The sequence below is a fragment of the Cohnella sp. genome, assembly GCF_041640265.1.
GTDB lineage: Bacteria > Bacillota > Bacilli > Paenibacillales > Paenibacillaceae > Cohnella.
The window spans coordinates 24,280-36,924 of sequence record NZ_JBEQAP010000028.1; the positions used below are offsets into that span (position 1 = coordinate 24,280).

A 12,645-nucleotide genomic window follows, 5' to 3' on the forward strand; every position below is an offset into this window, starting at 1 on the left:
ATAAAACAACTGACAGGAGGGATTTTCAATGAAAAGAACAAAATGGATAAGAAAACTGACTGCTTTGGTTGTAACGTTATCTATGATGCTTGCGTTTGGTTTTGGCAATTTGCAGCCCGTATCGGCAGAAGCGATATCTCCGTCGCAGGCCTATGTCCAGGCAATGGGCATAGGCTGGAACGTATTTAATACCTTTGATAGCTTGAGAACTGACGATTTCTCGCTATCTGATGAGACTTCCTGGGGGCAGCCGAGGGTAACTCAAGATTTGATTTTATCAGCTAAAGCTAAAGGCTTTGACAGTATTCGTATTCCAATGACCGCATACACAAGGTATACATTAGGCGCTGATGGACACTACGTAATTAATTCAGCATGGCTGGAAAGATATAAGGAAGTTGTTGACTGGGCCGTCGATGCGGGATTCTATGTTATGATCAACCTTCATCACGATTCCTGGATATGGCTTTCAAGCTGGGATGGAAATACGCAATCAGAGGAATATAAACGATATGTTGATTTATGGACGCAGCTTGCGGATTATTTCAAGGATGAACCCAATACCGTAATGTTTGAGACCATAAATGAGCCTGGATTTACAGCAGCTACAGGGAGTATCACTACCCAAGATAAATTGAATATGATCAATCAAGCTGCATATCAGGTTATTCGCAACTCAGGTGGAAATAATGCAACAAGAATGGTTGTCATTCCAACGTACTATACAAGCGCTGATGTTGATAAAGCAGATGCAACCTATAACTTTATTGCCGGTCTGAATGACCCGAACATTATTGCAACCGTGCATTTTTACAGTGACTGGGTATATAGCGGCAACCTTGGTATAACTGGCTTTGACGAACAGCTTTACATCGGATCCCCTGAAACGCCCAGAAAAAATATAGATCTGATGTTCAATACTTTATATAATTCTTTTATAGCTAAAGGTGTCGGAGTTGCCATTGGCGAATATGGCTGGTTAGCCCCTGATGAAGGCGCTGCAGCGAATCAACCGGGTGAAAAGCAGAAATATTTAGAATATTTCAACTACAAGGCGTCGCAATATGGAATTAGCCCGATGATCTGGCCAGGTGCATTTGATCGAGTTGCTGCACCCTATGCCTGGAATCCTTTATACGGGCCTGTAATAAATGCAGCTGTTCAGGGACAGCGATCCTCATATTCAACAGGGTTGAATGAAATTTATATCAAAAATAAGGTTACCAGCGGTATTCAGATTCCGCTTACTCTGAATGGGAATAGCTTTGTAGGGATTGCGGGATTAAATAAAAAAGATTATTCATATCATGCAGCAACTGCAACACTTACTCTTTCCAAAGAATTTGTAAATAAAAAATTCAATGGGGGTTACGGCATCATTGCTGATCTGGTTTTAAGATTCTCTTCAGGAGCCGATTGGCATCAATATTTAATCAAATATGCACCACCTGTATTTCAAACGGCTATAGGCACAACAACAGATGGCATTACTATTCCGGTAACCTTTAATGGTTCTAAGATAAGACGTGCTACAGCCTTTGACGGATCCGGCAACAGAATTGGGCCTAATTCTTGGTTCCGCTATATGCAGTTTGGCAATGAATTTACAGCAGACTATAATAATGGTACATTCAGTATCTTAAATGGGTTTTTTAACAGTTCCGTACTGGACGGAACAATAAAGTTTACTATCGAATTATACGATGGGCAAGTCATTAACTATGCGATACAGAAGAGTGGAACGGATGTAACAGGTATAGGGGTAGTTCCCTGATTGTCTCTCATTAACACTAAGAGGTTGTCCCAGAACTGGGACGCCTCTTTTTTCAACATGCTACACAAAACATCCATGGCATGTTAACCGCAACCCCGGCATGAAAGGTATGAGCATGCTGGGGTTGTGGTTTATGTGGTTCTCCATACTGGTAAGGAATGCAATCGGAATAAATGAGAATTCGAAGTGTTAATAACCCTTTGTTGCGAGCCTTTTGCGGGAATCATCCATACGTTATTCACTCGCTTCGATTAAGTTTGTTTTCTACAAACGTAGGTTAGGAATCTATCTTCATCAGCATATCACATTGTTGTTATGATAATGAAGCTGGAGAACGCTGGCTATCGAGCTGAAGTAATAGAACGATTCTGCAATCCGGAGCAAGGCGAACAAGCCTTGCTCCGTCTTGTCATTGACTCAGGAATTTTCGGATTTCCGTCATGTGTTGGATGTTCTTGTCGAGATGTGAGCGCTTCGATCCCATCATTTATGCAGTGTTCTTCGACGAAAAATGACTGTAAAATAGTTTTAGAAAGTAGATGAACATATGCGTTTTCGAGAAGAGGGAGAGAGAATGATAACGAATACCGCAAAGTTTAGTAGTATCAAATATAAGTTTGTTTTAGTATATCTGATATTGACTGTCGTCTTCAGTTCAACGATCATCATCTTCTGGGACTTACGAACGAAATTGGAAGTGGAGAGTTCGGCCAATGACTATATTAGCGATATGCTTAAGATATCGGGGGACAGCTTGACGGTAGCTTTAAAGGACATTTATGCGCTTGTCAGTATTGCGAGCGATGATAGTTTCGTGATTGATCTCGTGGCAAACGACAAAGAGCTGGAAGGGTACGCGTATTTGCAGCAAACTCGCCAAGTATCGAAATACTTAGGAAACATGTTTGTCTATAAGCATTATCTGAACGATATCATGATTGCCGACCTGGATGGACAAACTTATTCTAATGGAAATACGATCTCTTTTGACTATCTGAAGGAGCAGAGTTGGTTTTCCAAAATTGCAAATCCGTCAGGGGAGATCGCCTTTATTCAGCCGCATTATAATTCTTCTCAAACCTATGTATCTTCGTACAGTGACGATCGGGTTATGTCGATTGCGCGTTCGGTTCGGGACGAGAACCAAGTATTGGGCTTTGTTATTGCCGATGTCAGGAGTGAGCTGCTTCGCGATATTTTCTCCAGCAATATGCACGATGTGAATATGCTCGTTGCGGTTCGCAGTTCTGGAGAAACCGTCTATCATTCGCTCGACAGCGGAATCTCCTCCGGAGAGATTGCGCAGTTAACCCAAGACATGAACGATAATGAAGGAAACTATTATAAGAGGATCAACGGAAAAGATATGTTTATAGTATACCGCTACATGCCGACTACGGACTGGTTAATCGTGGGCGCCATTCCGAAACAAACGCTGCTTACCCAGTATAGCCAGACCCGGAACACGTCTCTGCTTCTATCCCTGCTATTTTGTATAGTGGCTGCAGGTATTTCCATCGTCGCGTCCTCCGTCTTGACCAAGCCGATTCTGCGTCTCAACAAAGCCATTAAAAGGTTTGACGGGAATCAATTGCTAGTCCATCTGGATACGAATTCCAAAGATGAAATCGGTCAATTGTCAAGACAGTTCAGCTTGATGGTTAAGCGGATTCAAGATCTCATTATTAACATCAAGATTCGTGAACAAGAGAAACGAAAAGCCGAAATACGTGCGCTGCAAGCCCAAATCAACCCGCACTTTCTTTATAACACGCTGAATACGATCAAGTTTTTATCGGTTTATCATGGCGCCGACAACATCCATGATGTAGCGGAATCCTTGTCTCGCATTCTGCACATTAACATGCAGGAAAAGCTCTATAACACGGTCGAAGAGGAAAGGGAATTCTTGCAATCCTACTTAAATATCCAGGAGTATAAATATTCTAACAAGTTTACATTCCGGTTCGAGATCAGCGATGATATTCGATCTAATCTCATTCCCAAGCTAGTGCTGCAGCCCTTTGTGGAAAACAGCTTGATTCATGGCATAGGGAAGAAAAAAGGTCCAGGTTTCATTCTGATTAAAGGGTATCGGCTTGGAGATACGATTGTTTTCAAAATCGTGGATGACGGCGTCGGTATGACGCAAGATCAAATCGATGATGTGCTCACAGGAAAGCAAGGAGGCTTAGGCATTCGCAATGTGGCCTCCAGGCTTGCGATTTCATACGGCGAGCCTTATGGCGTTACCATCTCAAGCGAGATTAACCTTATTACGAGCGTGGAGATCGTCATTCCCGCCATCTTCACAGAGGAGAGTGAAGCCATTGTATAGCGTTCTGCTCGTTGATGATGAGCTTCTGTCGAGAACTCACTTGAAATTGTTGGTTAAATGGGAGGACCATGGCTGCACGCTGGCTGGGGAAGCAGCGAACGGACGAGAAGCGCTTCAATTTCTGGAAGAAGGGAAAGTGGATATCGTGATCTCGGACATTCTGATGCCCGAGATGGATGGAGTGGCGCTTTCCGGCGAAATAAATCGGCGATATTCCGATATTCCGATCATCATGTTGAGCAACTATGACGATTTTGAATTGGTACGCGGAGCTTTGAAAAATGGAGCTGTTGATTACTTGTTAAAGCATCGTCTGAACGCCTCGGTTCTGCTGGAAACGCTGGATCGGGCGAAGGCGCAAGTCAACGAGGCTCGAGGCAAGCTGCGGGATTCGGGTCAAATTCGACCGCGAGCCGACCAACTGCATGCGTTAAGAGAAAAGTTCGTGGTTCAGCTGTTAAGCGGATACGTCAAAGCGGAAGAAGTGGAGGAACACCTGCGTCTCCTGCAGATGAGATTGGATGCCAAGCACGTGTTGCCTGTCGTTATGGAAATCGACGGCTTCCATGAAATTGTCGCCAGCAGGGGATTGAAGGAGGAATCGATTCTTCAGTTTGCGATTACGAACATTGTAGAAGAGATCCTGCTGGAATACGATAAAGGAATTATCAGTCATGTAGGCAACGGAAAATTCATCCTGCTGCTTTCATTCGCCAACACAAAGAGTATGGCTTATATTGATCAAGTCATACAGGGAATTATTGACCGTTCCAGCGTCTGCCTAAAGAAATTCGTCAAGGTTTCGGCAAGCTTTGCGATCGGAAAACCGTGCTTCTCCATCCTTGAGGTTGGAAAAAGCTACGAGCAGGCCGTCGAAGCGCTGCGGGAAAAATTTTACCTCGGGAAGAGCAGCGTGGTTCGAGGCGGAGCAGCCAAATTCAACGCCAGTCCTATGCTCAGTCTCGATCCTAACGATGAACTGAGACTGATTGCAAGCGTGAAATCGCTGAGTCGCGATGACGTATCGGAAATCCTGGAGTGCATTTTTTCCAAATTAAAAGGGAATATGGTGAGCCCGGTGAACGCCAAAATGGTGTTCAGCGAATTGATTAGCGCCATAAACCGCCTTTGCAAAGAATATCACTTGGACATGGCTGATCTTTACGATCAGAACGAGGTTCCGCACGAAGTATTGGTCCGGCTGGAAACCTTGAACGAAATCCAATCCTGGATCAGGGCAGTGTTTGATCGGTTATTGACAATGCTGGCACGCAAGAGAAACGAAAACTTATCGCTATTCATCCAACAAGCCGTTCATTACGTGAATCATCATTATTGCGAAGACATTTCACTTTCCGACGTTGCAGGAGCAATTGCAATCAGCAATAATTACTTGAGCTCGCAGTTCAAGGAAGAAATGGGCATCGCTCTGACCGAGTACATGAGCGATTTACGGGTAAACAAGGCGAAGCTGCTGCTTGCCGAAGGAAAGCTGGATCTGAAAGAAGTAGCCCGGCAATGCGGGTTTAATTCGTACACTTATTTTCTCCAAGTCTTCAAAAGGAAAACCGGCCTGACGCCAAAAGAATTTCTTCGTCATGACGCTTAGGGGGCAATAGGGGATCCTGATTGGGATTAAGGCAACGAGGGAGCGAAAGCCCTCTCTTTTTTTATTGGTAGAACAGAGCTTGGATCGTAAGGATTTATAGTAATTCGGAGAATCTTGTAATTAATGCGGAAATCAATTGACCTATACTCAAAGTGTAAACAAAACAACCTAATCACGTGGAGGTCAGAACATGAAAAAGAAAGCACTAAGCATTATCGCGGCGGTTCTTCTTGCCAGCATTTCTTTAACGGCTTGCGGAGCCGGGGGGAGCAAATCTTCCGAAAGCTCCAATCCGGGAGCCAGCGCAAGTACAGACATGACAAGCACGGCAGAAACAAATTCGGCGCCGAAGGAAATAACGATGCTGATGTTTACGGATTGGTATAAGCCAGGCATACAAGCCGTCGAGAAAGACATTAACGATAATGCCGACAAGCTGGGCTTCAAGCTGAATATCGAGAAGATCGCAGGCGGTCAGCAGGGTGAGGATTTGTATCGGGCTCGCGCTGCAGCCAATGAGCTTCCTATGCTGATTGCCCACTACGGAATATCCACTGGTTTGAAGGATTTAGGTGGATTTGAACGATTCCAGGAAGTAGGCGGCGATTGGACAAAAGATATTCCGGAAGCCATTATGGAATCGTATATAGATTCTGAGAGCGGCAAGGTGTACGGGATTCCGTTCGACAGCATTAACGTGTCCGGTGTCTTCTATAATAAAAAAGTGTACGAAAAGCTGAATCTTTCCGTACCGAAGACGTATGCGGAGTTCCTGGCGAACTGTGAGAAGATTAAAGCGGCAGGAATTACGCCGATCTACTTGTCTGCTAAAGATACTTGGACGGTCAACCTCTTTGATGGTGAGGGTTGGCATATGGAGAAAGAGTCGCAACCCGAATTTGTTGCGAAGCTCAATAACAACAAGGCTCATTTCACCGATTACACCGGCTTTAAGAATGCCATTCAAAAGCAGAAAGAGCTCTTGGATAAAGGATACTTTCAGAAGTCGTATCTTGCCGATGGCTATGACGGAGCCCATAAGGCGCTTGTCGATGGCACGGCGGCGATGGTCGTTAACGCTACGTGGATGATGGATGAAATCAAGGCGAAGTTCCCGGATCAAGCGAGCGATATCGGTGCCTTCCGTGTGCCGTTCGATGATAACAACAAGGTCAGTATCTTTACACCATTCACCTTATCCGCTACGGATAAATTCGAGGATAAAGAGTTATTGAAGAAGTTTATCGACTACTTCACTTCCCAAGCTGCGCAGCAGAAGTTCTTTGACGCGCAAGGCGGCATTTCGTATCAGAAAGGGGTTACCTCCTCCTTACTTCCTGCGCAAGCGGATCTCAAAGCTTATGTTGACCAAGGCGGCGGGTCCAATTACTGGGCTATCAACCTGAAATATGATGCCGTTTCCGATTCGAATAATTATATCCTGGACTATTTTACAGGCGGCAAAACGTTAGACGAGGTCATTACGGCTATGGATACGGTATTTGCCAAGAGTGCCAAGGCCAAAGGAGATCCAAACTGGAAGTAATTCACTAGGACGATAGGGGGGGCCGATTCCATAAGGAGTCGGCCTCTTATAGAAAGAGAGTGGAGAACCATGAGTAAAGCGTTGTTAAGAAATTATCCGTATGTCATGCTGCTTCCCGGATGCCTCGTTTTTTTGGTGTTCTTTATCGTTCCCACCCTTCAAGGGGTTTATTACTCCTTCACGAATTGGAACGGCTTCGAGGCATCCTGGGTAGGTTTTGATAACTTTATATCGTTCTTCCAGGATCGCGATTTGAGCAAGATTGTCAAGAATACGTTGGTGTTTACAGCGGTTACTACGTTCTTCAAGGTTGGGCTAGGTATTGCGGCAGCTGTTTTTCTTAACAGGAAATTAAAGACAAAGTACTTTTTGCAGACCGTCATTTTTTCTCCCGCCATTCTAAGCAATGTGGCTGTGGGTTTGATGTTTGTGGCGATTCTTCATCCCGAAGCAGGCTTGGTCAACAAGCTGCTGAATGGTCTTGGTCTTGATTTTCTGGCGATGGATTGGCTGCATGACAGGCGCCTCGCGTTATATGGTGCTTCCTCAGTCGAAATATGGAAATGGACCGGCTTTAATATGGTGATCCTGCTCGCAGGCTTGCAGACGATTCCAAGGGACTTCTATGAAGCGGCTGATACAGCCGGCGCATCCGCTTGGCAGAAGTTCCGGCATATCACGCTGCCGCTTCTGATGCCGGCGATCAATAATGTGCTCGTTCTGAATCTGATTGGCGGTTTGAAGGTGTTCGATATGATTGCCGTTACAACGAATGGTGGGCCGGGAACGGCCACCGAAGTCATTAACACCTGGATATACAAGGCATATGGATCAGGACTCCTGGGGCAATCAAGCGCCGGCAGCGTCGTGTTGGCCGTGTTGGTCACACTGGTCTCCCTCTCCACCTATTATGTTTTGCGGAAAAGAGAGGTGGAACTGTAATGAATCGAAGAACGATCTCCCGTTTTGTTGTCGAAGCGGCATCGGTGCTGCTGAGTTTGTCGATTCTCATTCCTTTCTTTATGGTGGTCATCAACTCGCTCAAGGATCTTGCAGGCTCAGCGGAAATGTCCCTAACCCTCCCGAAGATTTGGCATTTCGAAAATTATGTGACTGTCTATCGGGAAGCAAATATCTTGCAGGCGTTTAAGAACAGCTTCGTCATTTCGTTCGCGGCTGTGGCAGGGCTGGTCATTTTCTCAGCGATGGCCGGCTATGTTCTTCAGCGCAGGAAGAACAAGTTCACCGAAATGGTGAACCTCGCCATCATGTTGGGCTTGGTCGTTCCAATGTTCATTATTCCAACTTATGTCCTGGCTAAAAATCTGCACTTGACAGGCGGGTTGGAAGGAATGATTCTGGTCTGCATTGCGATCAACTTTCCGATTGGCGTATTTCTATTTTCCGGTTATTACAAAACGATTCCGAAGGAAATCGACGAGTCTGCGCTGCTGGACGGCTGCGGGCCGTATTCGCTCTTCTTTCGGATTATCTTACCGCTGTTAATGCCTATAACCGCTACGAATATTGTGATTCAATTTTTGTCTGTCTGGAACGACTTTGGCACATCCATCTATTTCCTCAATTCACAGGCGAATTACAATCTGATTATGACCACTTTCCTCTTCTTCGGAACGCACTCGGCGGACTGGAACTACGTGTTCGCGGATCTGGTCTTTATCTCGGTTCCTGTTATAATTATGTACCTTTTCTTCCAGCGTTTCGTGATCTCAGGGCTGACTAACGGAGCCGTCAAGGGCTAATGGAAGAAGGATGTTTGCAAGTCCCTGGAGGTGAGCATCATTTTCCGATAAATCGCGAAGAGTTGCAATCGCAATCTTGGGACATCGGGAAAAGCTTGACACAAGGTGAAGATGATACATTACAAGGAGGAACAATAAGAATGATGAAGTTTAGGTTAAGGATCGTTGCTTGTTTCACTTTAGCGCTGCTTGCTTGTCAATTGCTTGCGCCGGCGGTCAGCTTGCTCCCGGGTGGCGCTCGGACGGCTTATGCCGCTGCGACTCCGACACATTTGTATGCGATGAATGAGGGAAGCGGAACAACGGTAACGGATTCCGCGGGAAGCTCTAATGGAACGTTGAACGGAGGCGCATCTTGGACGGCTGGGAAAAGCGGGCAAGGTGTCAGCTTGGACGGAACGGACGATTATATCAGCTTTCCGGCTCTTGTTCAGGGGTATACCGACTTTACGATTTCGACTTGGGTGAAGCTGGATGCCCTGCATACATGGGATCGAATTTTCGACTTCGGCTCCGGCACGAATGCGTATATGTTGTTGACGCCCAAGTCCGGCAGCAACACGCTTCGTTTTACAATTACCAATAGCGGAGGCGGCGGTGAACAATTCGTTGAAAGCGCCAAATCAATCCCTACGGGCGCTTGGATGCATTTGGCTGTCGTTTTATCGGGTTCTACCGCAATTCTTTATGTGAACGGGGAAGAGGTTGCGAGAAATACGATCAGCCTGACGCCTGCGAGGCTTGGCACATTAACGAATAACTATATCGGCAAAGCCCAGTATACTGGGAATCCTTATATGCAAGGAACGGTAGACGATTTCCGGGTATATAACTCGGCTTTGTCGGCTTCGGATCTCAGTAGTCTGGTGCACACCCCTTCCGCGTATTATGTCGATTGTTCGGCAGCAATGAACGGATCGGGAACGATTGCCAGCCCGTGGAATGCGCTGACTAGCGTAAACAATAAATCCGGTGGGTTTGGTCCTGGCGATGCCATTTATTTGAAAAAAGGCACAGCATGCTCAGGACAACTGAAGCCGACAGGTACCGGTACGAGCGTTTCTCCCATTGTTATCGACTCCTATGGTACGGGAGCACCTCCGATCATCAACGGCGGCGGAAGCACAGAAGCAGCTGTCTATTTGCTAAATGAAAGCTACTGGACGGTACAAAATCTGGAGGTTACTAACGATGCTTCGCAGGATGAGATGAGAAGCGGGATTTTGGCAGAAGTTACCGACAGCAACACGTACTATGGCATTACCATTCGAAATAATAACGTGCATAATGTTAGAGGAGTATCGATTGGAAACAATGAAAAATACGGCAGGTATTCGTCCGGCGGTATTACGGTCCGGGTTCCGAGTAAATACCATGTTAACCAGCCTGGCACAGGACATTTTGAAAATGTGCTCATCGATTCCAATAACGTACACGATGTAGGCAGCATAGGAATAACAACAACATCAGGGGATGGAATCGTTCCTCACACTTATATTAAAAATTTGGTTGTTCAAAACAACAACATCCAAAGCGCCCAAGCCGATGCTATCTATATCGGCGCAGCGGATTCGCCGTTAATACAGTATAACACGTCCTATGATATCGGCTTTCAAGCAATCAATTCTGGAGCTATCGCTCATATGTGGTCATCTGCTACCTTGAATCCTACGTACCAATTCAACGAAGCCGCCCGCATTTTCAAGACGAATGATTCCCAGGCTTGGGATTGCGATTGGGGGATCACGTCCGGGGCATGCACCTATCAGTATAACTACAGCCATGACAACTCAGGCGGCTTCTACCTCAATTGCGCGAATTGCACCAGTTGGAACTACAAGAGCACCGCAACACAAGTCATTCGCTACAATATCAATCAGGGCAGCAGCCGGATCAATAATGCCGGCGATAATGCGAGAATGCTTGTTTACAACAACGTATTCTACAGTCCGAATCAAGTCTTTAATACCAATCCATACAGTTGGAGTAATTTGACTAATGTTCAATTTAGCAGTAACGCACTTGTCTCCAACAATATTTTTGTTGGCGCGGCCGGATCGGTATTAGCTGAAAAAGCAGGTCTTGTCTACGATTCGAACTTGTATTATGGCTTTACTTCGCCAACGGATGCCCATGCAGTTACAGGCGATCCCAAGTTTGTGAACCCTGGAAGCGGCGGAGATGGAAGAAATACGGTTGACGGTTATCAGTTGCTGACAGGGTCACCGGCGATTGGCGCAGGTGCAGTAATCGCAGATAATGGCGGACTGGATTACTGGGGAAATACGGTATCCGCTACGGCGGCGCCTAACATCGGAGCCTATAACGGTTCGGGTATCGCCAATGCGAATCTGGCATCCAACCCGGGCTTTGAAACGGGAAGCTTAGGGGTATGGAGCTCCGGCGGAAGCGTGGTTAATGACGGCAACGCGCATACAGGTTCCTATGCGGTGAAGCTGACAGGCTCGTCTGTCGGTGCGAACCAGACGGTGAGCGGCTTGAAGCCGAATACGACTTACACATTGTCCGGATGGGCGAAGGTGTCGAGCGCAGGGGATATCGCATCGATCGGCGTCAAAAATTTTGGCGGCAGCGAAACCTATCAAACCACCAACGCCACAGGCTATTCGAAAGTATCCGTAACCTTCACAACCGGTTCTTCCAATACGAGCGCGAACATTTATATCTGGAAAGTTTCCGGAACCAGCACCACCTATGCAGACGATTTTGTCCTGATTCCAGGCGGAGCGACCAGTAATTATGTTATGAATGCAGGTTTGGAGCTTGGAATTTTCGGAAACTGGACAGGCGCTTCGGCATCTGTCGTGAATGATTCGGCAAATGCCCACAGCGGATCTTATGCCGCCAAGCTTGTCGGCTCCTCGGCAAGCATCAGCCAGACGGTCACTGGGCTGAAGCCGAATACGCTTTACAGATTCAGGGCTTGGGTCAAAACGGTCACACCGGGAGACAGCGTAACGATCGGCGCAAGCAGCTTTGGCGGCACCAATGCCTCCAGCACTGTGTCCGGTATGGGTTATACCCAAGGCACAGTAACTTTCACGACAGGTCCGAACAATACATCGGCTACGATTACCTTGTCGAAGCTGAGCGGAACCGGAGACACCTACATCGACGATATCTTCGTCAGACCCGGCAATATACCACTCGCAGGTGTAGGCCAGCCTGGATTCGAGGCCGGTAATTTAGGTTGGTGGAGCCCTTATGGCACACCAAGCGCAGTTAATGACGGGAACGCTCACAGCGGTTCGTATGCAGTAAAATTACCAACGTCGACAGGGATCGATCAGTGGGTTTATGATCTGAAACCGAACACGACGTACACGCTTACCGCTTGGGGGAAAGCTGGCTCAGGAGGAAGCTTGCTTTTCGGTGTCAAGAACTATGGCGGGACAGAACTGACTTATACGTTTACTTCTACGAGCTATACGAAAGCATCGATTACGTTTACAACAGGAGCAACCAACACGACCGCGGACATTTATTTCTATGGATTAAGCGGAACCAATCCCTCTTATGGCGATGATTTCGTGATTACCGAACAAGACATCTAACACAATTACCGAGCAAGACAATTAACACAATGGAATGATC

The 12,645-nt window shown here is 46.5% G+C and carries 7 protein-coding genes; all 7 read left to right on the plus strand.

Annotation, left to right across the window (positions count from 1 at the left end):
- Nucleotides 1-28: 28 nt before the first annotated feature.
- The 7 genes from ACESLK_RS18645 (at nt 29) to ACESLK_RS18675 (ending at nt 12,605) form a co-directional block, all read left to right on the plus strand.
- Nucleotides 29-1,774: a cellulase family glycosylhydrolase gene (locus ACESLK_RS18645; protein ID WP_373231208.1), complete on the plus strand. Its 1,746-nt coding sequence runs from the start codon at nt 29-31 to the stop codon at nt 1,772-1,774.
- 574 nt (nt 1,775-2,348) lie between these two features.
- The gene (locus tag ACESLK_RS18650; protein ID WP_373231209.1) at nt 2,349-4,112 is read left to right on the plus strand and encodes a sensor histidine kinase; all 1,764 of its coding nucleotides are present in this window, start codon (nt 2,349-2,351) and stop codon (nt 4,110-4,112) included.
- On the plus strand, nt 4,096-5,721 hold the full coding sequence (locus ACESLK_RS18655) for a response regulator (RefSeq protein WP_373231210.1): 1,626 nt from the start codon (nt 4,096-4,098) through the stop codon (nt 5,719-5,721). The genes ACESLK_RS18650 and ACESLK_RS18655 overlap by 17 nt, the downstream gene beginning before the upstream one ends.
- A 190-nt stretch (nt 5,722-5,911) precedes the next feature.
- Nucleotides 5,912-7,267, plus strand: coding sequence for an ABC transporter substrate-binding protein (locus tag ACESLK_RS18660; RefSeq protein ID WP_373231211.1), 1,356 nt, complete (start codon nt 5,912-5,914; stop codon nt 7,265-7,267).
- A gap of 69 nt (nt 7,268-7,336) precedes the next feature.
- Entirely contained in the window at nt 7,337-8,209 is an 873-nt protein-coding gene (locus tag ACESLK_RS18665; protein ID WP_373231212.1) for a carbohydrate ABC transporter permease, read from the plus strand.
- On the plus strand, nt 8,209-9,030 hold the full coding sequence (locus ACESLK_RS18670) for a carbohydrate ABC transporter permease (protein ID WP_373231213.1): 822 nt from the start codon (nt 8,209-8,211) through the stop codon (nt 9,028-9,030). Before ACESLK_RS18665 ends, ACESLK_RS18670 begins: the two co-directional genes overlap by 1 nt.
- 140 nt (nt 9,031-9,170) lie before the next feature.
- Entirely contained in the window at nt 9,171-12,605 is a 3,435-nt protein-coding gene (locus ACESLK_RS18675; RefSeq protein ID WP_373231214.1) for a LamG-like jellyroll fold domain-containing protein, read from the plus strand.
- The last annotated feature ends 40 nt before the right edge of the window (nt 12,606-12,645 follow it).